This window comes from Nitratidesulfovibrio termitidis HI1, assembly GCF_000504305.1.
GTDB lineage: Bacteria > Desulfobacterota > Desulfovibrionia > Desulfovibrionales > Desulfovibrionaceae > Cupidesulfovibrio > Cupidesulfovibrio termitidis.
On sequence record NZ_KI632512.1, the window covers coordinates 342,388 to 363,888 of the forward strand.

A 21,501-nucleotide genomic window follows, 5' to 3' on the forward strand; every position below is an offset into this window, starting at 1 on the left:
TCCCCCCGTTACCTTTCGATCAACGTTCGGGAGTCGGACTGTAAGCCGGGTTCTGTACCCTTGCGGGTGGCTGTCATTCCTCTAGGAGCGCCGTTACCGACACCCTCAAGCAACCGACCCGGAAGCATCGGCCGGGCAGGCCTCGAACGCTTCCCTATTTGGTCTTGCTCCGGACGGGGGTTACCGAGCCTGGCGCGTTGCCGCGCCAGCTGGTGGGCTCTTACCCCACCGTTTCACCCTTACCCGGCAGGCGAACCTGCCGGGCGGTCTGTTTTCTGTGGCCCTGTCCGACGATCACTCGTCCTGGGGGTTACCCAGCGTCCTGCCCTGCGGAGCCCGGACTTTCCTCCCCGGGCCTTGCGGCCCGCGACGACAGCCCGTCCGGCTCCCGAAAACGGATGTGCGGAGTCCGGCCTATTCGGCGGCCGGGGTTTCCACGCAGAAGTGTTCGCTCCAGTAGATGAGGCGCTGGCAGTTGGGGCAGCTGAGAATCTGGGTGCCCTTCTGCAGCTCGATGTAGCTCTGCGGCGGGATGGAGATGTGGCAGCCGGAGCACACGCCCTTGTCCACGGGCACGATGACCGGGTTTTCCAGCCGCTGGCGGATGAATTCGTAGCGGCTCAGCACGGGCGCGGGCACTTCCTTGCCGGCGGCGTTGCGCTGGGTTTCCAGGTCGGCCAGGCCCGCACCGGCTTCGGTCAGGCGCGCTTCAAGGCTGGCCTTCTTGGCTTCCAGGTCGGCCTTGAGGACGGTGTAGCGCTCGTCCATTTCGGCCATGGCCTCGGTCTGGCGTTGCAGTTCTTCGGCCAGGGCCAGCTTTTCTTCCTCGCGCGAGCGGTTCATCTTTTCCATGTTGTCCATTTCGCGCATCATGGCGTGGTATTCCTTGGTGTTACCCACGAGCATGAGCTTGGACTTGCTCTTCTTGATGCGCAGGGAATCGTCCTCGATCTCGGTGCCGAGGCGCTTTTCCTGGTCCTTCAGGTGCGTGAGCTTGTCGAGGAGGCGGTTGCGCTGTTCCTCGAGGGTGTCGAAGCGCTGTTGCAGCCCTTCCACTTCCTGCGGCGCGTTCTTCAGTTCCGCCTTGATGCCGTAGATGTGGTCGTCCACCTTCTGCAGGGCGACAAGCTGTTCGATCTGCTTGAGATACAGGCTCAACGTCATATCCTCCTGAAATGCGGGTTAGGCCGGATGTTCCGGAACGCGGCCGCCGTCCGTGCCCGTGGGGGGAACGGGCAGGTGCAGCCGCAGTGGATCGCTGGATGGCAGGAAATGCACGGGCAGGCCGGGCAGCGCGGTGCGCAGGCCGTTGGCGAAGCGGCGCATCATTTCCTCTTCAAGGGCAAAGTGCCCCACGTCGAGCAGGCAGCCACGGGCTTCCAGCGCGGTGTGGTACTTCACGTCGCCGGTGACGAACACGTCGGCGCCACGGGCAAAGGCGGCATCGGCCAGCGAACTGCCGGAACCGGTGCAGTAGCCCACCCGCCCGACAATGTCGGGGGCGGGGCCGCTGACGTGGCAGTGGGCGCGTCCGGCAAGCTCGTGCAGACGCCGGACGAAGGCCGTAAATTCAAGCGGCTCGGGCAGGTCGCCCACCAGGCCGAAGCCGAATATCCGCGCGGGCTGCTCCGGCTCGGCGGGCAGGAAGGCAGGCACGGCACCTGCGGGAGCGCTGGAGACGATGGCCGCGCGGATGGCGGGCCACGCAGCGGCCTCGCAACTGAGCACGGCGGTGTTGCCCAGCACCCGGTACGCCAGCACGCCGGAAAGGTCTGCCCAGTGCGGCGGGGGCGTTGTTGCCGTCACGATGCACCGGGTTACCCGTTCCTGACGCAGCGTGGGTTCCAGCACTTCGGGCGCGGCCAGCGACAGTTCGCGGGCCAGCCATCCCACGGGGCCATCGGGATTGGCGTCCAGCGAGGTGTGCGCGGCATACAGCCACGCCCCGCGCGTCAATACGGCAGCAGCCACGGCGTGGTGGTCGTCCAGCGTGTCCAGCGCGCGGGGCGCCATGACCAGCGGGTGATGGGACAGGATGACGTCGGCGCCAAGGTCAAGGGCGGCGGCGACGGCGGCGGGGGTGGGGTCCAGACAGACGGCGAGGGCCGTGGCCTCCGCGTCGTGCCCGGCCACCTGAATACCCGACCTGTCCCACTGGGCGGCGGATGCCGGAAGTGCCGTTTTTTCGATAACGCTAATTATTTCAGAGCGTTTCATGCAAATTTCCCAAGCAAAGAGGGTGCTTCGCCGGATTTGCGCGGCGCAAGCACCCTCGAAGCGGCAAGGCGTGGTTCCGGAATTGGTGCTGCTCCAATGTCCGCGTTCCTGTCCCGTTGCTCTGTTGCACGGCAGGGGGCACTGGCGGTGCCCGGTGCCGGGGCGGCGCAAGCGCCTGCCCGGGAAAATTTGGTGGGCCTAGCGTGACTCGAACACGCAACAAACCGGTTATGAGCCGGGGGCTCTGCCAATTGAGCTATAGGCCCGCACGTAACCGGAGCGGCCCGGCATCATGTCCGGAATGCTGACCGGTGAGCCGACTCTGATACGCCGGGGCGTGGCGGCTGTCAAGCAACCCGTGCCACACCCTGGCGACACCGCCAGCACCTGTCCGGTCGTCATCACCCCGCCTTCCTGATTCCGCATTGTTCCTTGGCGTAGGCAATGGCCGAACGGGCCGCCTTGGCCCCTTCGCCCACGGCCACGCCGATCTGCAGAAAACCGCCGGTGCAGTCACCCGCCGCGAAGATGCCGGGAATGTTGGTGCGCTGCTCGTCATCGGCCACCAGGAACACGCCCTTGCGTTCCACGCCCAGAGAGTAGGCGAAGTCGAGGGACGACGCCTCGCCCATGGCCACGAACAGGCCATCGGCAACCGCTTCCGTGCCGTCGGCGAATACCACGCGCTCAAGGCCGTTGTCACCGGCCAGTCGCGTGATCTTGCGGGTATCGATGGCAATGCCCGCGTCGGCGAGGCGCTGTTCGAAGCCGGAATTGAGCACGGGGGCCTTGCCCTGGGTGCAGATGGACACGTGCGGGGTGTACTGGGTCAGCTCCAGGGCCTGATTGGCCGCGAAGATGCCCTCGCCCAGCACCAGCACCTGCTTGCCGCGAAAGAAGAACCCGTCGCAGCTCACGCAGTAGGAAACGCCCTTGCCCTCGTAGTCGGCAAGGTTGTCGATGCCGGGGCGCACGCGGGCAACCCCGGTGGCCAGCACCACGGCGCAAGCGTCGTAGGCGCCCTTGTCGGTCTTGACGTGGAAGCCGCCCGCATCGCCATGGTGCACGGCCAGCACGCGTTCCTCGCGCAGTTGCGCGCCGAAGCGTTCGGCCTGCCTGCGGCCCCGCTCGATGAGGTCGCGCCCGGAGATGGTTTCGTCGAAGCCGAAGTAGTTGTCGATGTCGTAGTCGCCCGCCACCTTGGGAGCGCTGCCCAGCACCAGCGTGGGAATGCCCGCGCGGGCGGTGTAGATGGCGGCGGAAAGCCCGGCGGGGCCGGAGCCGATGATCACCAGCGGGGCATTGGCGGATGCGGACGTGGATTCGGACATGGGCTTCTCCGTAAGGAAAGGCGCTGGCGGCGGGGCCGCGCGCCTGTTGCGTGTTTCCGGCTGGGCGCGCGGTACTGCGGGAGGGGGCCGCCCGCGCATGGCGCGCCGAACCAGAAAGTAGGCAGTCCGGAGTGGCTGGCAAGGGGGGGGAGGGATGCGGTGTGCCCCCCCCTCTGCGGGCCGAAATTCTACAGGCCGAGCTGGGCCAGCAGGTCGTCCACGTTTTCCTGCGTGGCACCGCGCTGCGGTCCCTTCAGTTCGGAAACCACCTGGCGGGTTTCCGCCTCGATCTGCGAGATGTCCTTTTCCGGGGCTTCCTCGCGCGCGCGGATCAGCAGGCCGGTGGACAGGTAGAGCTCCACGACGGTGCTTTCGATGGTGCGCAGGGCCGCGATGATCTTCTTGATGCGCTGGCCGGTCAGATCCTGAAAGCCGAGGGTGGTCAGGATTTCCACAAGCCCCTCGCCCAGTTCGGCGTTGATCTGCACCATGCGCTCAAGGGCCCGCTCCACGCCCGCTCCGGCGCGCACGGCCTCGATCAGCACGGCCGCTTCCTTCTGGCGTTCGATCTGCACCTCGACCACGTCCATGATCGATTCGGTGGCCTCTTGCGTGGTGACCAGGATTTCGTCCAGTTGGCGCGAGGCTTCGTTGAACAGACGGTCGGCGTCTTCGCGCTCCACCGGCTGCACCCCTTCCGGGGCTTCCTGCGAGCCGGGCTTGGCGGCGGTGGATATCTCTCGGTAGATGGTTTGCAGGCCCCCGCGCATGTCGTCGCTGATGCGGCGGTAAAATTCGCTTTCCACCAGGGCTCGGGTGAGATTGGTGGTGAGTTCCCGCTCGATGGTGGCGGCAAGCACGTCGCGGATGTTGACGACGAGGTTGTTCGTCACGCGTTCCATCACGTTGTCGAGCAGTTCTTCCTGCGTGACCATTGTGCGCTCCTGCTGTGGTGTGTGCGCCGTGCCGCGCGGCCTGCGCCTGCGTGGCACGTGGGGTCCGGCTTTGGTCCGTATCCGGCTTCGGAACCGGGCAGAATCTGGGACTCGACCAAGGGCCGGACGTCCGCATTGGCGAACCTAGCAGATAGTCAGCCGTCGGAAAAGCGGAAAACTGCGGAACAGGCAGCCTTACTTCACGTGCTGGCGCTGGGTGCCGAACGCGGGGGCCAACAGAAAGGCGGGGCATGCGCGGCAGGTTCCGCGCACGCCCCGCCGGGGTGTGTCATTGCAAGGCGGCGATGGGTACGGCAGTGCCCGGTAACGTTTGTCCGGTAACATTTGTCCGGTAACATTTGTCCGGGCAACGCCTATACGGACAACACCTATACGGGCAACGTCTGTACGGGCAGGGCCGCTGCCGCAGTGGCGGCTACAGGCCGCCGTTCTCCATTTCCACGTTCATGGCCCCCACGGGGCACACCCGCGTGCACAGGCCGCAGGCGGTGCAGCGGTCCTTGTCGAACACCACTACCCGTGCCTCGGTATCCATGGCCAGGGCCGAGGTGGGACAGATGGCGGTGCACATGCCACAGTGCATGCAGCTGTCCTCGTCGCGCGAGATGCGCTGCGAGGCGTCGGTGACGGTCACGTCCTGCTCGCGCAGATAGGCGATGCCCTTCAGGCAATTGTCTTCGCCCCCGGAAATCTCCAGGGTCAGATAGCCTTCCTTGCGCGGGGTGATCTGGGCCTTCACGATGTTGACGGTAAGGTCGTACCTGCGCACCAGGTCGCTCACGATGGGCTTGCCCGAGATTTCGGGCGGGAACGTGAGATGGATGTTCTTGCGGTAGGTCTTGGTCTGCTGTTCGGTCATGCTGTTTCCGGGCCGGAGCACCGGGTACTCGGATTATTTGTTCTCGCTCAGGAACTTCTTGGCGCGCTGTGCTTCGGGCGAATCGGGCAGCTTCTTGATCAGCTCGTCCAGGCGCACCTTGCCGGCGTCCTTCTTGCCGAGCTTGTAGAAGCAGATGCCCTGCTTGAGCAGCGACGAGGCGTACTTGGGGCTTTTGGGATACTTGGAGATGACCTGTTCGTACGCAAGCGCCGAGCGGGCATAGTCCTGCTGCTGGAAGTTGGCCTCACCCTGCCAGAACCACGCGTTGCTGGTCAGCTTGTGGTTCCCGAAGGTATCGGTGAAATCGGTGAATGCCTTCACGGAATCCTTGTAGCGCCGCTCGTTGAACGCCGTCATGCCCTGGTCGTACAGCGCCTGGGCCGTGTCCACGGCTGCTGCGGCAGGTTTGGCGGCGGGCGCGGGGGCCGCCTTGGCGGGTTCCGCGTTGGTCACGGCCATGGTGCCGCTTTGCGCCGGGGGCACCGTGACCGGCCCGGTGGGCTGGCTCGATGGCGCGACGACAAAGCCGTTCTCCTTGCCGGGGTTTACAAGCAGGACCGGGGCATTGGGGTCGCCCGCATGGGTCGTGCCGGTGGACGATACGGCGCCCGTGGCGCCTGCGGGCGCAGGGGCCGCCAGCACGCTGTCGATGTCGATGGCCAGTTGCGAGGCCATCTGCCGCAGGGCGATATCGTGGCGGTTCAACTGGTCGCGCATCTGGGGCAGGTCGCGGCTCTGGTCGCCGGTGGCGTTCAGGCGCATCTGCATGTCGTCGATCTGGCCGCGCAGAGTGGCGATTTCCTGCCGGGTGGACTGAACCTGCGACCAGGTGTCCGCCTGGGCAGGCTGCACGCCGGAAAGCTGCGAGTTCAAGGTCTGGATCTGCTGGTCCTGGCGCATGACGCGCGCGTTCAGGGCGTCCACGTCTTCCTGGCGCACGCAGCCGACAAGGGCCACCAGCGCCGCCAGGGAGCACACGGGAAGGATGCGACGGTAAAGAATGCGGGTCTTCATGGCTTTTGGTCCGCCTTTCGGTTCACTAATTGCTGGGCGTAAGGGTTCGGTGCCCGGGCCGGGTGCCGACCATGCGGCGCGGCAGGGGCGTGGGCCGGGCCTGCGTCACGGCTTGCGGGCGTGCCGCTGGCCGAAGACGAGGTAGGCAAGGCCGCCGAGCACGGGAAGGAATATCCCGGCCGCCATCCACAGGGCCTTTTCTGCCGGGCGGTCGAACTCGTGCTTGTAAGAATGCCAGATGCACCACAGGTTGGGCAAGATGGGAATGGCAAGCAGGGGGATGAGCAGGGCCATGTTCATGCGGGTATCCTACCGGGCGTTCGAACGGTTGCGGGGTGCGGGCTGGCGGTACATGGCGATGAAGGCCAGGAACGCGCCCACGCAGATGGCGATGTCCGCCACGTTGAAAGCGGGCCAGTGCCAGTCGCCCACGTAGAAATCCAGAAAGTCGATCACCGCGCGAAAGCGCACCCGGTCGATGAGGTTGCCGAGCGCGCCGCCGAGAATGCAGCCGAACCCGGTGAACAGCACCTTGTCGTCCTGCGCGGCGCGGGTAAGCGAAATGATGGCCCACACGGCAAGCACCGTGGCCACCAGGAACAGCCAGAACTGCCATTCGATGTCGGAACGGTTCAGAAAGCCGAAGGCCGCCCCCCGGTTGCGCACGTTGACCAGGTCGAAGAACCCGGTGACGACCGGCACCGAATGCTGCTCCGGAATGGCCGTCACCGCCCACAGCTTGGTAAGCTGGTCCAGGCCGATGACGGCGGCGGCGATGGAGAAGACCATGACGAATCTGGGACGCATGGGGCCTCTTGGGGCTTTGGGCGCATGCCCCGCCCGGCGGCGCGGTTAACACCGCCGGGTGGGGAGGATGAACGGACCAGTTGCCGCAGTTTCCGCTGTCGCAGCTGTCGCTGTTGTCGCCGTTACTCGGCGCCGCCGGTGCGCAGCACCGTGGTGCAGCGGGCGCAGGCGCCGGGGAAGTCGGGGTCGGCACCCAGTTCCTCGTGGTAGATCCAGCAGCGTTCGCACTTGGCGCCGGGGGCCTTGGCCACGCCGATGCGCAGGCCCTTGACTTCTTCGGAGGCAAAGGCGTCGTGCGGCGCGTCTTCCAGCGGGGCGATGTTCAGCTTGGAGACGATGAACACCGCGCGCAGGTCGGTGCCGGCGGCGCGCAGCAGGGTGGCCAGCTTGTGGTCGGCGTACAGGGTGACGTGGGTGTCCAGCGAATGGCCCACCGTGCCTGCCTTGCGTAGCGGCTCGATGGCCTTGGTCACCTCGGAACGCACGGCCAGCACCGCCTCCCACCGTTCGCTCTCGTCGGAGCTGACGTTGTACAGCGGCGTATCGGACCCGCGCAGGGCGAATACCGTGGGCACGGCGGGGCGCAGCGCCTCGGGGATGTGCCGGAACACTTCCTCCGCCGTGAAGCTGAGCACCGGGGCCATGTCGCGCACCAGCACCAGCAGGATGTGCAGGAGCGCCGTCTGGGCGGAGCGGCGTTCCGGGCTGTCCTTGGCCGAGGCGTACAGGCGGTCCTTCAGCACGTCGAGGTAGAAGGCGCTGAGGTCGGTCACGCACAGGTTGTGCAGGGTGTGGAACACCTTGTGGAATTCGAACTCGGAATACGCCTCCTGGATGCGGGCGTGGGCATCGGTCATGATGTCCAGGGCATAGCGGTCCAGCGGGTCCATGACCGAGAACGGCACGATTTCCTCGGGCGTCAGGTCGTCGATGTTGCCGAGCAGATAGCGGCAGGTGTTGCGGATGCGCCGGTAGGCGTCCACCAGTCGGCTGAGGATTTCATCCGAGATGCGGATGTCTTCGCGGTAATCGACGGAGGCCACCCACAGGCGCAGGATTTCCGCGCCGAACTTGTCGATGATCTCCTGCGGGGCGACGACGTTGCCGATGGACTTGGACATCTTGCGGCCTTCACCGTCCACCACGTAGCCGTGGGTGAGCACGGCGCGGTAGGGCGGCACGCCGCGGGTGCCCATGGAGGCCAGCAGGGAACTGTGGAACCAGCCGCGATGCTGGTCCGAGCCTTCCAGGTACAGGTCCGCCGGGAACGCGGTGTCGCCGCGCTGTTCCAGCACGGCGGAGAAGCTGGTGCCCGAATCGAACCACACGTCCAGGATGTCGGTTTCCTTCTTCCAGTGGTTGCCGCCGCAGTGCGGGCAGGCCAGACCGGCGGGCACGATGTCTTCCAGCGGCGTTTCGTACCAGTAGTCGCAGCCGGTGGGGTGCTTGGCGAAGCGCTCGGCAATGTCGCGCATCCAGGCGGCGTCGTTCCACGCTTCGCCGCAGCCTTCGCAGAGCAGGGCGATGATGGGCACGCCCCAGGTGCGCTGGCGCGAGATGCACCAGTCGGGGCGGAATTCGATCATGTTGTGGATGCGTTCCTCGCCCCAGGCGGGAATCCAGCGCACGTCGTTGCGGATGGCCGACAGCGCGCGGGCGCGCAGGTCGTTCTTTTCCATGGCGATGAACCACTGGGTGGTGGCCCGGAAGATGACCGGCTTCTTGCAGCGCCAGCAGTGCGGGTAGCTGTGCGATATCTTGCGTTCAGCCAGCAGGTGGCCCACTTCGCGCAGCTTTTCGATGACCTTGGGGTTGGCCTCGAACACGTTCAGCCCGGCAAAGAAGGGCACGGAATCAAGGAAGCGGCCTTCGTCGTTCAGCGGCGACAGGATTTCCAGCCCGTAGCGCAGGCCGGTCTCGTAGTCCTCCCGGCCATGGCCGGGAGCGGTGTGCACGCAGCCGGTGCCGGAATCGAGCACCACGTAGTCGGCCAGCACCACCGGCGAGGGGCGGTCGTAGAAGGGGTGCGCGGCGGCCAGGCCTTCCAGCTTGGCGCCGGGCACGGTGGCCACGATTTCGTAGCTTTCCCAGCCGAAGGTCTTGGCGCTGCTTTCCACCAGCGCGGCGGCCAGCACGTAGTGCGCGCCGTCGTGGCGGACCACGGCGTAGTCATGGTCGGGGTGCACGGCCACGGCCATGTTGTCGGGCAGGGTCCAGGGAGTGGTGGTCCAGATGACGATGTAGGCACTGGCAGCGTCCGCCGCGGACAGGCCCAGCACTTCTGCCGCCTTGGCGTCGCGCAGGGGAAAGCGCACGAAGACGGAGGGCGAGGTGTGATCGTAGTATTCCACCTCGGCCTCGGCCAGGGCGGTCTGGCACGAGCAGCACCAGTAGATGGGCTTCTTGCTGCGCACCACGTTGCCCGCGGCCACGAAGTTGCCGAGCTCGCGTGCGGTGGCGGATTCGTAGGCCGGGTCCATGGTCATATAGGGCTTGTCCCAGGCGCCCAGCACGCCAAGCCGCCTGAATTCCTTGCGCTGGATGTCCAGGTACTTTTCCGCGTACTGGCGGCAGCGCTTGCGCACCACGTGGGCGGGCAGTTCCTTTTTCTTTTCGCCCAGTTCCTGTTCCACCTTGTGTTCGATGGGCAGGCCGTGACAGTCCCAGCCGGGCACGTAGCGGGCGGCGTAGCCCTGCATGTTGCGCGACTTGACCACCATGTCCTTCAGGATCTTGTTCAGCGCCGTCCCCAGATGAATGTGCCCGTTGGCGTAGGGGGGGCCGTCGTGCAGGACGTACTGGCCCTTCTGGCCGGAGGCCTGCGCCATGGCGGCGTAGGCGTCGATGCCTTCCCAGAACTTGAGCATTTCCGGCTCGCGCTGGGTGAGGTTGGCCTTCATGGGAAATTTGGTGTCGGGCAGATGCAGGGTCTTCTTGTAGTCGCTCATGGACGTGCTGCTCCTGGGAGGTGTCGGCATGCCGGAAGGTCCGGCCGGCGGCGCATGGCCGCGCCCGGCGGGGGTGACGGCGCGCGTGGCGCGCATCGCCGGGTGATGCAAAACGATGTAATTGGTTCAAGAAGGTGCGGAAGTCAAGCCGCGCGCGGCCCGCGTGGACATTGGGACGGCGGGCGCAGGGGAGCGGCGTGCGCGGGACGGGGGCATGGGATGGTTGCCGTAACCGGAGAAGAAAGCCTGGCGCTGTGGACGGAAGGGGAGCGAGATTCGCCTGACGGGAGAAATCTGAATGGGAGTGGCTGCCCGACGTATTTGCCCGACGTATTTGGCTGACGTATTGGACCTGACGTATTGGACCTGACGTATTGGGCCGGGCGCGTCAGAACGGGCGTGTCGCCTGACTGATCCGGCGTGTTGCGCCCCCGTTACTTTCCGTTGGTCCCCGCCCTGCCGATCATGTCCAGCACGTACGGCAGGGCCTCGCGGGCCATGCGCTCCGCCCCGGCTGCGTTGGGGTGCAGGCCGTCCCACAGTGTCAGTTCCGGCATGCCCCAGATGCCGTCCAGCACGTAGGGCCACAGGGGCACGCCGAACCGCGCGGCCAGGCGTGGAAACAGGGCGTCATATGCTTCGGCGTAGTCCGGATCGTCCGCGAATTCGGCCTTGAACCCGGCCAGCAGGGCGGGCACGCGCCGTTCGGCCAGCAGGGCAAGAATGGCGGCCAGATTTTCTTCCATGTCCTCGGGGTCCAGCCCCATGAATCCGTCATTGGCCCCCAGTTCGACGATGGCGAAGCAGCGCGCAGGAAGTGTCTCGTCGTTTTTGGTGGTGTGGGGTGCGGCGTCGGCTTTGGCATCAGCGTTGCCGAAGCCGGGGGTGCGGGTCAGCCATGCGCGCAGGCGGCGCAGGCCGCCCGCCGTGGTGTCGCCCGATAGCCCAAGGTTGATTACCGTTCCGTCGATGGCGGGCGCGCAGGGGCCACCCGCGCGCAGCAGCCGTTCCAGCGCGGCGGGAAAGGCGGCGTCCGGCTCCAGGCCGTAGCCTTCGGTCAGGCTGTCGCCAAGGGCAAGGATGGTAAGGGGCTGGGGCATGGTGGCCTCCGGGGCGTCCCTGCCTGAGGGAAGGGGAACTGGCCGGGAAAAGGGAAGGGGGAAGAACGTGCGCCGGGCGCGGCGTTCTTCCCCGTAATTTGGTGTGGCCCGGACCGGGGCGCGAATTGCGAAGCCCGGAATTCCTAGAACCCGGCGGGCTGGCCTTCCATGGCCTCGGACATTTCGCGCAGCAGCCGCAGGGTTTCCTCCGCCTCGGCCTTGTCCAGCACGCGCAGGGCGAACCCGGCGTGCACGATGACATATTCGCCAATGGCGGGGCGTTCGGGCAGCAGCATGGCCGAGACGCTGAGGTAGGTTTCGCTCTTGCCCACACGACACTTGGCCATGCCGGCTTCATTGATTTCCACGATCTCGGCGGGAATGGCGAGGCACATCGGGTCTGCTCCGTCGGGTTGGTCAGCCTGACTGGTTCAGGCGGATTGTTCAGGCCGTGGCGATTGCCGGGGTGCAGTCGCCGCCCGCGCGGCGTACCTCGGCGACCACGGCGTCGCACAGCAGGGGCAGGCGCTGGCCCGCCACGGGGGAAAGTTCGGTGCCCAGCGACTGGTAGTCGTGCGGCTCCATGCCGATGATCACCGCCTCTGGCCGTTTGCCCACCAGTTCGCAGAAGATCAGGGTATCCACGAGGTCGGTCTGGTGCATGGAGTCGTTGAAGCCGAGGCTCTTGCGCAGGTCTTCGCCGGTCAGGCGGTAGATGGCGCCGGGTTCGTCCCCCGCGAGCACGGCGTCCACCACGATCAGGTGGTCGCACTCCATGATGGCGTCCATGAGCCGCATGCCAAGGGTGCCGCCGTCCATGACGGAGACGTTGTCGCTGAAGGCATGGGCCTTTTGCAGCGCCTCCACGGCGCGCACGCCGATGCCTTCGTCGGTGTACAGGATGTTGCCCACGCCAAGGACGAGGATGTTGGGGCGATTGCTCATGTGGGGTGTACTATAGGGTTGGAAAAGGCCCGGCGCAAGGCCGTACACTCGATCCGGCGGCGATGCGCCGGTTTGTGAGGTTGCGCTGGCTATCCGCGTGGGCGCTGATCCGGTTGGTAGAAGACGAAAACCGCTTGTGTCCGGCGCGGGCACGCCGCGCAGCCTCGCGGTTTTCGGGGCCGTGGGGGGGCAGACCTGGCGCAGTCAGGGCCGCGGTCGTGCAGGTTCCGCCGATAGTCCGCCGATAGTCCGAGGGCCCGGCACAAGGCCGGGCCCTTCGGTCATTACATTGTTCCGAGTCCCGTCTGCCGGGGCAGACGGGACTGCGGACTGCTTACAGGATGCGGAACTTGTGCACTTCGTTGGTGTGCCCGTCGATGACGTGCACGCCGCAGGCGATGCACGGGTCGAACGAGTGCACCGTGCGCAGGATTTCCACCGGGCGCTTGGCATCGGCCACCGGGGTGCCGATGAGCGATTCTTCGACCGGGGCCATCTTGTTCTTGCCGCAACGGGGGCCAAGGCTCCAGGTGGAAGGCACGACCAGCTGGAAGTTGCCGATCTTGCCGTCCTCGATGCGGATCCAGTGCGACAGGCCGCCGCGCGGCGCGGTGACGAAGCCCACGCCTTCGGCCTGCTTGGGCATTTCCCACGGAGCGCAGATGACGTTGTCGCCCTTGGCGATGTTGTCCTTGTACTCCTGCAGCATCACGCCCACGTATTCGGCGATGACCGCGGTTTCGATGCCGCGCGCAGCCGTACGGCCCAGGGTGGAGAACAGGGCTTCGGGGCCCACGCCCAGCTTGGCCAGCACGGCATCGGTCACGGCCTTCACCTTGGGATGCCCCTGCGAGTAGGCCACCAGCACCTGGGCCAGCGGACCGGTTTCCATGGGCTCGCCCATGTAGCGGGGGGCCTTCATCCACGAGTAGCGGTCGTCGCCGTGCAGGTCGGTGTACTTGGGCTGGGTCTGGCCCTTCCACGGATGGCGGGCTTCCGCGCCTTCGTACCAGCTGTGGCGCACGTGTTCTTCGATCTGCATCTTGTCGAACGGCTTCACGTTCTTGAAGTCGCGCTTGAAGACCACGCCCGGCTTGAAGTACCGGCTGTTCAGGTCGTACTCGTCCTTCGGGAATTCGCCGAAGGTGAGGAAGTTGGTGGTGCCGCCATACTGCGACCAGTCCTTGTAGGCCGCGGCAACCACCAGCAGGTCGGGGATGTACACTTCATCCACGAACGCCTTGGTTTCCTTCCACAGCGCTTCGAATTCGGCGATGCGCTTGGGAGTCAGGGCGTCGTAGCAGGTCACGCCGCCCACCACGGTGAACTGGGTGTGCGGGTTCTTGGCGCCGAAAACGGCCATGGCGCGCGCGGCCTTCACCTGCAGGCGCAGGGCCTCCAGGTAGTGGGCGGTGGCGATGAGGTTGGTTTCCGGGTCCAGGTAGTAGGCGGGGTGGCCGCCCAGGAAGTAGGCGTTGGTGAACGGGCCGAGCTGCCCGCTGTCCACGAAGGTCTTCAGCTTGTCCTGCACCGCCTTCAGGTCCGCCGCCGTGGTCTTGCGGGGCGAGATGGACGAGGCGACCTTGGCGGCCTTGGCCGGGTCGGCCTTCAGCGCGGCGGTCACGTCCACGAAGTCCAGGGCGTGCAGATGATAGAAGTGCACGATGTGGTCGTGCAGGTACTGCGCGCCCAGCACCAGGTTGCGGATGTAGGTGGCGTTCTTGGGAATGTGCACGCCCACGGCGTTGTCCACGCAGCGGGTGGAGGCCAGCGCGTGGGTATAGGTGCACACGCCGCAGGTGCGCTGGGTGAAGTGCTGGGCGTCGCGGGGGTCGCGGCCCTTCAGGATGATTTCAAGGCCCCGGAACAGCGTGGAACTGCTGTAGGCGTTCTTGACCTTGCCGTTCTCCACTTCCACCTCGATGCGCAGGTGGCCTTCGATGCGGGTAACGGGGTCGACGACAATGGGACCGCTATAGGAGCTCTTGGGCGTGACGGGGATGCCGCCCGGAGCATTCTGGGCTCTGCAGCCGCTCATGGTTTCCTCCTTGGCTGTTGCCTATGGGGTGTTGGGTGACCTTGCGCGTGCGCGTGATCAGTTCTGGTAGAACGGGGTCATGGCGTCCCAGAAATCGGGTTCGCTGCACCCGATGCAGGGGTGCCCCGCGTCCACGGGCCAGTTGGTCTGGTTGAACTTGATCTTCGGGCAGTTGTTCATGGTCACCGGACCCTTGCAGCCCAGCTCGTAGAGGCACCAGCCCTTGCGGGCTTCTTCCGATTCGAACGACGGGGCGAATTCGCCCGCGTCGAAGTGCGGCAGGCGGGGGCACTGTTCGTGCACGGTCTGGCCGAAGAACATGGTGGGCCGGTTCAGGCTGTCCAGTTCGGGCACGGCCTTGTTCTTCAGGTAGTACACGATGGTGCCGACCAGGTTGTACGGGTTCGGCGGGCAGCCGGAGATGTTGATGGCGTTGACGCCGAGGTGCTTCAGCGCATCGTTGACGCCCTTGGCCCCGGTGGGGTTGGGCTTGGCCGCCTGCACGCCGCCGAAGGTGGCGCAGGTGCCGTACGAGATGACGGCCTGGGCCTTGGGCAGGATGCGGCTGCAGATATCCAGCATGGTGTGGTTGGCCACCTTGCCGTAGATGCCGTTGGCAGCCGTGGGAATGCCGCCTTCCACCACGGCGATGAAGCCGTGCGGGCTGTTGACGGCCTGTTCCAGGGCGGCTTCTGCCGCTTCGCCCGCGGCGGCCATGATGGTTTCATGGTAGTCGAGGGACAGCGTGTCCAGAATCAGGGTGTCGATGTAGGGTTCGAACGCGCGCAGCACCGATTCGGAACAGCCGGTGCATTCGGCGTTGTGCAGGTAGACCACGGACGGACGCCGGGGACCCATGAGCGCGCGGGCAACTTCCGGCGCGAACGCGGGGCCCATGCCCATGGTCACGGCGATGGCCGTACAGAACTTGAGGAAGTCGCGTCGAGACACGCCGCGTTCCGCAAGCCTTTCCTCCACGCCCTCCTTGCCGAGACCGATCGAGATTTTCATCCCTGCCTCCTTCGGCACGGCGTATCACCGTGCCTGCCCGCCGCCAGCGGCGCGGCGGGGTAAGGGTCGTACTGGTGCGAAAGGCCCCCCGGATGCGGGCGCTTCTGCGTGCATCCGTTTCCCGCGGCGACCTGTCCGCACGTTTGGCGGGAACGTACAACACATTGAAACGTTATTCCAATTGAAAATGCCGATGCGGCACACATTTCTGCATCGCGGAAGGGAATGGATGCGTACAATGCCAAGCGTGGAGCGGCTGGATGTGTGTTGCGGTCATGCAGTGAGGGAGAGGATTGCTGTCGCGGTATATTGTTTGTGCGTTCAACTTTTAGTGATGAATGCAGTTATGGGGTGTGTCGTTGCAATATAAAAGACGTGTCACGTTTTTATAAAACGTGGCACGTTAATTGTTGTAATTTGAAAAACGTATGCGCGTGTTCAGGCAAGCCGTGCGTTCCGCGCCCCGTGAGAGGGCGGCGGCGTCTTCACCAAGGGTGGAGCCCCCCAGCCCCCTCAGTCCAGACCCGACCTCGACCCGCGTCTGGCCAGCCTGTCCCTGTCTGCCCTGTTTGGCCGAGCCTGGCCGAGTCTGGCCGAGTCTGGCCGATTCTGGCCGGGTCTGGCCGGTCTTTTCCGAACCGGTCGATCCCATGCGCGGGCCAGCCCGGTGGTATCAGCCTGCCTGTTCCATTTCCGCGATGATGGTGCGGATTTCTTCGCGCGCCACCTCCACAAAACGCGGAAAGGCGGCCTGCACCGGCTCGGAAAGACCGATGTTCCAGTTCAGGAAGTCGTGTGGCTCCATGCCGACGACCTGCATGCGCGGGCGCGGACCGCGCAGTTCGGCCATCTTCAGCGAGTCGATGAGATCCACGTCGTGGATGGACAGACGCTGCTTTTCGTTCTGGACAAGGTCGTCTTCCGACAGCCGGTAGACGGTGCCGGGGGTGCCCTTGGCATGTACGATGTCCAGCACCAGCAGGCGGTCGTACCCCTCGAACAGGTAGAAGATGTCCTGGGTGAAGGTGCCGCCGTCCATCAGGGTGACGTTCTGCGGCCAGGTTTCCTTCATCAGTTCTTCCACGGCAAAGACGCCGACGCCATCGTCGGTGAGCAGGGTATTGCCGATGCCGAGTACGAGCAACTTCTGCATGTGGGCTCCATGATTTCCGGTACGTAGGCGAAAAGTGTGCGTTCCGTCCGCCGCCGGACGCCGCCGGACGCCGCCCGGACGTCACCCGGACGTCACCCGGACGTCACCCGGACATGGCGGACATGGCGGACATGGCGAATGGGGCGGGGGTGGCGGGCGCAGCCGTCACGGCCACGGATGCCGCTTGCCTGTATCTGCCCGGTCCCCCCCTTGGGTGGACCTACCCTAGGGCGGCCCTGCGCGCCGCGCAAGCGCCCTCCAGACGGATTGCACGAAACGGAACGTCAGGAGGGGACCAGCCCGGCCCCGCCGGTCTGGCCCCCTCCACTGGTTCGGTATGCGGCGTCTACTTCACTTCGACGACGGAAACCTTGCCGGATTCAGCGTGCAGCACGTGCACGGCGCAGCCCAGTCACGGGTCGAAGGCGCGGATCACCCGCGCCACGTTCACCGGGTTGCTGATGTCCGGCACAGGGGTGCCGACCAGCGCGCGTTCCACCGGGCCAAGTTGGCCGCTGTCGTCGCGCGGGTTGCAGTTCCAGAGCGTGGCGGACACGATCTGGTAGTTGTCGATCTTCTGGTCCTTGATGTTGATGTAGTGGACCAGCGAGCCGCGCGGTGCCTCGGTGAAGCCCACGCCCTCGGAACTGGCGGGAATTTCGGCGGCGGCAAAGGTTTCCTCGCCGGCCTTCACTTCCTTCAGCCAGCGTTCGATGGCGGAGAGCATGTAGTAGGTTTCCTCGGCGCGGGCCACGTGGCGGCCCATGACCGAGAAGGCGGCGTCGTCGCCAAGGTCGCGGAAGCGCTTGGCGTTCAGCTTGAACAGGTCCTTCAGCAGCTTCTGGCCCACGGGCGACAGTTCCGGGTTGGTGATCCACATGCGGGCCACCGGGCCGGACTCGACGGCCTTGCCGTTGTAACGGGGGGCCTTGACGAAGCTGTACGCCCCGGCCTTGTTGGGGGCGGGCACCGTCTTGCCTTCCGAGAAGTGCAGGCCGGTGGTGGCGTCGTCGAACCAGGAGTACTTGACGTATTCCTTGATCAGCTTGGGGTCGAAGGGCTGGTCCTTGCCGTCGATGTACACGCCGCGCTTCAGGTGCAGCTCGGTCATGGCGTCGTTGAGCGGGAAGGCGCCGAACGAGATGCAGTTCTTGTAGCCGTGGCCGAACTTGAACAGGTCCTTGTAGGCCGCGCCCACGGTGTAGGCCACGGGCACGTATTTCTTTTCGACGAATTCGCGCACCTTCTTGAAGCGGGCGGCGTATTCGACAAGGGCTTCCTTGGTGGGAATCTGGGTGGTGCCGCCCACGACCTGGCCCTGCACGTGGGGCATGCGCCCGCCGAACATGGCGACCATTTCGTGGCAGATGCGGCGCACTTCAAGCGCTTCCAGGTACTGGTCCACCGCGGCGGCGTTGATGTCCTTGGGCAGGCGCAGGTCGGGCTTGGCGAAGCGCGGCACGAAGGGCGCGCTGTCCGGCCCCTGCACGAAGTCCAGGGCGGCCAAGTGGTAGAAGTGCAGGATGTGCGATTGCAGGTAGTTGGCGCCGAAGGTCAGGTTGCGGGTAAGGCGGCCGTTGGTGGGCACCTTGACCTTGAAGGCGTTGTCCAGCGCCATGCACGATGCGGTGGAGTGGGCCGTGGGGCACACGCCGCAGATGCGCTGCACGATCTGCGAGGCGTCGCGCGGGTCGCGCCCGCGCAGGATGGTTTCGAAGCCGCGATACATGCCGCCGGACAGGCGGGCGTCGACCACCACGCCGTTCTCGACGGTGACTTCGGCCTTCAGGTGGCCTTCGATTCTGCTTACCGGGTCGATGGCGATGGTCGCCTTGCCGGTGGCCCCGGCAGGAGCGGCCTTGGGTGTACAGCCGGACATGGTTTCCTCCTTGATGTATGGCGCCGGGGCTAGGCCGAGTAGAAGGGAGACTTGCCGTCGGGGAAGTCGGGTTCGACGCAGCCGATGCACACCGCGTTGGAGACGCACCAGTTCACGCCGCCGTTCCACTTGCGCTCGAAGCTGTCGCACATGGACATGGGGCCCTTGCAACCGATGTCGTAGCGGCAGCCTTCCTTCTGGGTGAAGGTTTCGCTCATCTTTCCGGCGTCGTAGAAGTCAAGGTAGGGACAGTTTTCATGGACGTTGCGGCCATAGAAGGGGGTGGGGCGGCCGTCGGCGTCCAGCAGCTTGACCACGTCGGCAAGACCGTCGGCCAGGCCCTTGGCCTTGATGGCGTTCAGCGCCACCACCACGGTGCCCACGATCCAGTCGGGATGGGGCGGGCAGCCGGGAATGTTCACCACCGGGGTGGCGATGCCGTTTTCCTTGAAGAATGCGGATACCGACTTGGCGCCGGTTTCGCTGCCCTGCGCGGCGGGAATGCCGCCGTAGGCGGCGCAGGTGCCCACGGCCAGCACGGCGGCGGCGTTGGCGGCAACGCTCTTCATGGCGTCAGCCATGGAGATTTCCTTGTGGTGCGCTTCGCCGATGATGCAGTACTTGCCGTCGGCCCCGGTGGGCACCGCGCCTTCGACCACCACGAAGTACTTGCCCTTGTACTGTTCCGCGATCTTCATCATGTGTTCCATGGCGGGCTCGCCTTCCCACGCCATGACGGTGGGGTGGAACTCCAGGCTGATGACCTTCAGCAGCACGTCGGCGATGGTCGGGTGCACCGAGTTCAGCAGCGACACCGAACAACCGGTGCAGCCCTGGCCCTGCAGCCAGAGCACCGGGGGCCGTTCGCCGTTCAGCGAACCGGAAATGGCTTCACAGACGGCGGGGTGGAACATCTGGGATATCCCGAACCCTGCAACCGTACCTGTGCACAATTTGACGAAATCACGCCTGTTGAGACTCATCCCTGCCTCCTTGGTTGCGGCGTTGCATAGACCGTAGCGGCTATTTTCCCGCGATAGCCCCGTATTCTTCCAATGATGAATAGCTTTCACCCCGCGCAAGGGTCAATGTGATGTCGATGGAAGGGGTGGGTTTTGATAGAAAAAAGTGATTCTTCGAGCCATGTTGCGACGATTGAGTGGTCAAACATGGCTGATAGTGTGAAGAAAATTATAAAAGTGCTATTGCTTTTGGCAATGTGCTACGCATAGTTCGGGGTGAGAGCATGCTTTTCTACCCGTGGCCATTGGAGATTTGTCTGAAATGGCCGCAATGGGGAAGGACAGCTGTTGTGCAGGAGCAGGGTGAAATGCTTGGGCAAGCATTGATGCGGGAAACAGCGGACACGAGAAAACGCCCCGGCCTTGCGGTCGGGGCGTTGCTGGTGGTGACGCTGTTGCGGGGGCGGCGGGGCGGGTGCCCCGGTCGCTTGCTTGGTCGCGTGCGGACGTTGTTCATCGTCCGAACCCGCCCTGCGGGCGTGCTCGACTTTACTCTCCGTCCGAACCCGCGCGCCGGGCGTGCTCGACTTTACTCTCCGTCCGCACCCGCCCTGCGGGCGTGTTCGACTCTACTCTCCGTCCGAGCCCGCCCTGCGGGCGTGCTCGTCCTTGTACAACTTGTAGGTGACGGAGTCGGCCAGGGCCTGCCAGCTTGCCTCTATGATGTTGAACGACACGCCCACGGTCACCCAGCGGCTGTCGGAATCGCCCGACTCGATGAGCACCCGCACGGTGGAAGCCGTGCCGCCGCCGGTTTCCGCGCCGGTCAGCACGCGCACCTTGAAGTCCAGCAGGCGCATTTCCTTCAGGCGCGGGTAGAAGCCCAGCAGGGCCTTGCGCAGGGCGTTGTCCAGCGCGTTCACCGGGCCGCGCCCGGTGGCGGCGGTGTGTTCGGTCACCCCTTCCACGTCCACCATCACCGAGACTTCGGAAACAGGCTCGCCTTCGCTGTCGTGCTTGGTTTCCAGCACCCGGAACTGCAACAGCCGGAAGAACTCGCGCACGCCGCGCCGGGCCAGCTTGCGCAGGATCAGCAGTTCCACCGATGCCTCGGCGGCGGCGTAGTCGTAGCCCAGGCTGGCCTTCTTCTTCAGTTCGGTCAGCAGGCCCTTGACCACCGGCTCGTCCTTGTCCAGGTGAAAGCCGAAGCGCCGCGCCAGCGAGACGATGTTGCTGCGCCCGGCCAGTTCGGTGATCAGGATGCGTTGGCGGTTGCCCACCACGTCGGGGCTGATGTGCTCGTACAGCGACGACTTGCGGTTCACCGCGCTGACGTGCACCCCGCCCTTGTGGGCAAAGGCGGAACGGCCCACGTACGGCTGACGGCTGAACGGCGGAATGTTGGCCACTTCCGAGACGTAGGCGGCCACCGCCGTGAGCTGCTGCAACCGGCCTTCGGGTAGGCAGGCGTACTCCCCGCCGAACTTCAGTTCCAGCGTGGGGATGATGGAGCACAGGTTGGCGTTGCCGCAGCGTTCGCCCACCCCGTTGATGGTGCCCTGAATCTGCGCGGCACCAGCCTGCACCGCCGCGATGGAGTTGGCCACGGCCAGTTCGCAGTCGTTGTGGGCGTGGATGCCCACGGCTGCGCCGGGCAGGGCCTCGCGCACCTCGGCCACGATGCGCGCCACCTCGTGCGGCAGGGTGCCGCCGTTGGTGTCGCACAGCACCAGCACGTCGGCGCCCGCCTCGTGGGCGCGGCGCAGCGCGCTCCGCGCGTAGTCGGCGTTGTGCCTGTACCCGTCGAAGAAGTGCTCCGCGTCAAAGTACACCTCGGCCAGCTTTCCTTTCAGGAAGGCCACCGAGTCGCCGATGATCTCCAGGTTGCGCGTGGCGTCCAGGCGCAAGGCCTCCGCCGCGTGCACCTCGCACGACTTGCCGAAGATGGAGGCCACCCGCGCCCCGGATTCCACGATGGCGCGCAGGTTGGGATCGCTGTCCGCCGTGAAGTTGGGGTGATGCGTGCTGCCGAAGGCACTGATCACCGCATGCTTCAGATGATAGCTGGCGATCTCCTTGAAGAACGCCACGTCCACGGGGTTCGACCCCGGCCATCCGCCCTCGATGCGGTCTATGCCAAGCTCTTCCAGCTTGAGGGCGATCTTCAGCTTGTCGGCCGCGGTAAGGTTGATGTCCTCGGACTGCGAGCCATCGCGCAGGGTGGTATCGTACAGTTGTATGCGCCGGGTCATGACCGCCG

General features: G+C 65.4%; 18 protein-coding genes, 1 tRNA gene and 1 other RNA gene. All 20 read right to left on the minus strand.

Annotated elements, in window-relative coordinates:
- Positions 1-25: 25 nt before the first annotated feature.
- Positions 26-389: RNase P RNA component class A (gene rnpB / locus DESTE_RS17345), an RNA gene on the minus strand.
- A 25-nt stretch (positions 390-414) separates the two neighbouring features.
- Positions 415-1,164 carry a zinc ribbon domain-containing protein gene (locus DESTE_RS01590; protein WP_035064289.1) on the minus strand — a complete coding sequence of 250 codons (750 nt, stop codon included), beginning with the start codon at positions 1,162-1,164 and terminating at the stop codon, positions 415-417.
- 18 nt (positions 1,165-1,182) lie between these two features.
- Positions 1,183-2,217 (minus strand): Nif3-like dinuclear metal center hexameric protein, encoded by a 1,035-nt coding sequence (locus tag DESTE_RS01595; RefSeq protein ID WP_035064291.1) that lies wholly within the window; start codon positions 2,215-2,217, stop codon positions 1,183-1,185.
- Between the two features lie 190 nt (positions 2,218-2,407).
- Positions 2,408-2,483 (minus strand) — tRNA-Ile (locus DESTE_RS01600).
- Between the two features lie 135 nt (positions 2,484-2,618).
- On the minus strand, positions 2,619-3,548 hold the full coding sequence (locus DESTE_RS01605; RefSeq protein WP_035064295.1) for an NAD(P)/FAD-dependent oxidoreductase: 930 nt from the start codon (positions 3,546-3,548) through the stop codon (positions 2,619-2,621).
- A 188-nt stretch (positions 3,549-3,736) separates the two neighbouring features.
- On the minus strand, positions 3,737-4,483 hold the full coding sequence (locus DESTE_RS01610) for a protein phosphatase CheZ (RefSeq protein WP_035064298.1): 747 nt from the start codon (positions 4,481-4,483) through the stop codon (positions 3,737-3,739).
- 436 nt (positions 4,484-4,919) lie between these two features.
- Entirely contained in the window at positions 4,920-5,363 is a 444-nt protein-coding gene (locus DESTE_RS01615; protein WP_035064301.1) for an NIL domain-containing protein, read from the minus strand.
- A gap of 33 nt (positions 5,364-5,396) precedes the next feature.
- Positions 5,397-6,398, minus strand: coding sequence for a tol-pal system protein YbgF (gene ybgF / locus DESTE_RS01620; protein ID WP_035064304.1), 1,002 nt, complete (start codon positions 6,396-6,398; stop codon positions 5,397-5,399).
- 105 nt (positions 6,399-6,503) lie between these two features.
- On the minus strand, positions 6,504-6,698 hold the full coding sequence (locus DESTE_RS01625) for a PLD nuclease N-terminal domain-containing protein (RefSeq protein ID WP_035064306.1): 195 nt from the start codon (positions 6,696-6,698) through the stop codon (positions 6,504-6,506).
- Between the two features lie 9 nt (positions 6,699-6,707).
- On the minus strand, positions 6,708-7,205 hold the full coding sequence (gene lspA, locus DESTE_RS01630) for a signal peptidase II (RefSeq protein ID WP_035064309.1): 498 nt from the start codon (positions 7,203-7,205) through the stop codon (positions 6,708-6,710).
- A gap of 122 nt (positions 7,206-7,327) precedes the next feature.
- Positions 7,328-10,153, minus strand: coding sequence for an isoleucine--tRNA ligase (gene ileS, locus DESTE_RS01635; RefSeq protein ID WP_035064312.1), 2,826 nt, complete (start codon positions 10,151-10,153; stop codon positions 7,328-7,330).
- A 434-nt stretch (positions 10,154-10,587) separates the two neighbouring features.
- Complete coding sequence (locus DESTE_RS01640; protein WP_035064315.1) at positions 10,588-11,253, minus strand: arylesterase; 666 nt, start codon at positions 11,251-11,253, stop codon at positions 10,588-10,590.
- 143 nt (positions 11,254-11,396) lie between these two features.
- Positions 11,397-11,648, minus strand: coding sequence for a HypC/HybG/HupF family hydrogenase formation chaperone (locus DESTE_RS01645; protein ID WP_035064318.1), 252 nt, complete (start codon positions 11,646-11,648; stop codon positions 11,397-11,399).
- A 49-nt stretch (positions 11,649-11,697) separates the two neighbouring features.
- Positions 11,698-12,198, minus strand: a complete 501-nt coding sequence (locus tag DESTE_RS01650; protein WP_035064321.1) for a HyaD/HybD family hydrogenase maturation endopeptidase — start codon at positions 12,196-12,198, stop codon at positions 11,698-11,700.
- Positions 12,199-12,532: 334 nt separating this feature from the next.
- Positions 12,533-14,236 carry a nickel-dependent hydrogenase large subunit gene (locus tag DESTE_RS01655; RefSeq protein ID WP_035064324.1) on the minus strand — a complete coding sequence of 568 codons (1,704 nt, stop codon included), beginning with the start codon at positions 14,234-14,236 and terminating at the stop codon, positions 12,533-12,535.
- Between the two features lie 57 nt (positions 14,237-14,293).
- Entirely contained in the window at positions 14,294-15,247 is a 954-nt protein-coding gene (locus DESTE_RS01660) for a hydrogenase small subunit (RefSeq protein WP_035064328.1), read from the minus strand.
- 673 nt (positions 15,248-15,920) lie between these two features.
- Positions 15,921-16,400: a NiFeSe hydrogenase maturation protease gene (gene hysD, locus DESTE_RS01665; RefSeq protein WP_035064330.1), complete on the minus strand. Its 480-nt coding sequence runs from the start codon at positions 16,398-16,400 to the stop codon at positions 15,921-15,923.
- 346 nt (positions 16,401-16,746) lie between these two features.
- Positions 16,747-18,279, minus strand: a complete 1,533-nt coding sequence (hysA, locus tag DESTE_RS01670; protein ID WP_084559314.1) for a NiFeSe hydrogenase large subunit HysA — start codon at positions 18,277-18,279, stop codon at positions 16,747-16,749.
- Positions 18,280-18,308: 29 nt separating this feature from the next.
- On the minus strand, positions 18,309-19,262 hold the full coding sequence (gene hysB, locus DESTE_RS01675) for a NiFeSe hydrogenase small subunit (protein ID WP_035064337.1): 954 nt from the start codon (positions 19,260-19,262) through the stop codon (positions 18,309-18,311).
- A gap of 608 nt (positions 19,263-19,870) precedes the next feature.
- Positions 19,871-21,493: a citramalate synthase gene (gene cimA / locus DESTE_RS01680; RefSeq protein ID WP_035064339.1), complete on the minus strand. Its 1,623-nt coding sequence runs from the start codon at positions 21,491-21,493 to the stop codon at positions 19,871-19,873.
- Between the last annotated feature and the right edge of the window lie 8 nt (positions 21,494-21,501).

Coding starts and splice junctions, on each gene's coding strand:
- DESTE_RS01590 (WP_035064289.1), bottom strand. CDS start 1,164: ATGACGTTGAGCCTGTATCTCAAGCAGATCGAACAGCTTGTCGCCCTG.
- DESTE_RS01595 (WP_035064291.1), bottom strand. CDS start 2,217: ATGAAACGCTCTGAAATAATTAGCGTTATCGAAAAAACGGCACTTCCG.
- DESTE_RS01605 (WP_035064295.1), bottom strand. CDS start 3,548: ATGTCCGAATCCACGTCCGCATCCGCCAATGCCCCGCTGGTGATCATC.
- DESTE_RS01610 (WP_035064298.1), bottom strand. CDS start 4,483: ATGGTCACGCAGGAAGAACTGCTCGACAACGTGATGGAACGCGTGACG.
- DESTE_RS01615 (WP_035064301.1), bottom strand. CDS start 5,363: ATGACCGAACAGCAGACCAAGACCTACCGCAAGAACATCCATCTCACG.
- ybgF (WP_035064304.1), bottom strand. CDS start 6,398: ATGAAGACCCGCATTCTTTACCGTCGCATCCTTCCCGTGTGCTCCCTG.
- DESTE_RS01625 (WP_035064306.1), bottom strand. CDS start 6,698: ATGAACATGGCCCTGCTCATCCCCCTGCTTGCCATTCCCATCTTGCCC.
- lspA (WP_035064309.1), bottom strand. CDS start 7,205: ATGCGTCCCAGATTCGTCATGGTCTTCTCCATCGCCGCCGCCGTCATC.
- ileS (WP_035064312.1), bottom strand. CDS start 10,153: ATGAGCGACTACAAGAAGACCCTGCATCTGCCCGACACCAAATTTCCC.
- DESTE_RS01640 (WP_035064315.1), bottom strand. CDS start 11,253: ATGCCCCAGCCCCTTACCATCCTTGCCCTTGGCGACAGCCTGACCGAA.
- DESTE_RS01645 (WP_035064318.1), bottom strand. CDS start 11,648: ATGTGCCTCGCCATTCCCGCCGAGATCGTGGAAATCAATGAAGCCGGC.
- DESTE_RS01650 (WP_035064321.1), bottom strand. CDS start 12,198: ATGAGCAATCGCCCCAACATCCTCGTCCTTGGCGTGGGCAACATCCTG.
- DESTE_RS01655 (WP_035064324.1), bottom strand. CDS start 14,236: ATGAGCGGCTGCAGAGCCCAGAATGCTCCGGGCGGCATCCCCGTCACG.
- DESTE_RS01660 (WP_035064328.1), bottom strand. CDS start 15,247: ATGAAAATCTCGATCGGTCTCGGCAAGGAGGGCGTGGAGGAAAGGCTT.
- hysD (WP_035064330.1), bottom strand. CDS start 16,400: ATGCAGAAGTTGCTCGTACTCGGCATCGGCAATACCCTGCTCACCGAC.
- hysB (WP_035064337.1), bottom strand. CDS start 19,262: ATGAGTCTCAACAGGCGTGATTTCGTCAAATTGTGCACAGGTACGGTT.
- cimA (WP_035064339.1), bottom strand. CDS start 21,493: ATGACCCGGCGCATACAACTGTACGATACCACCCTGCGCGATGGCTCG.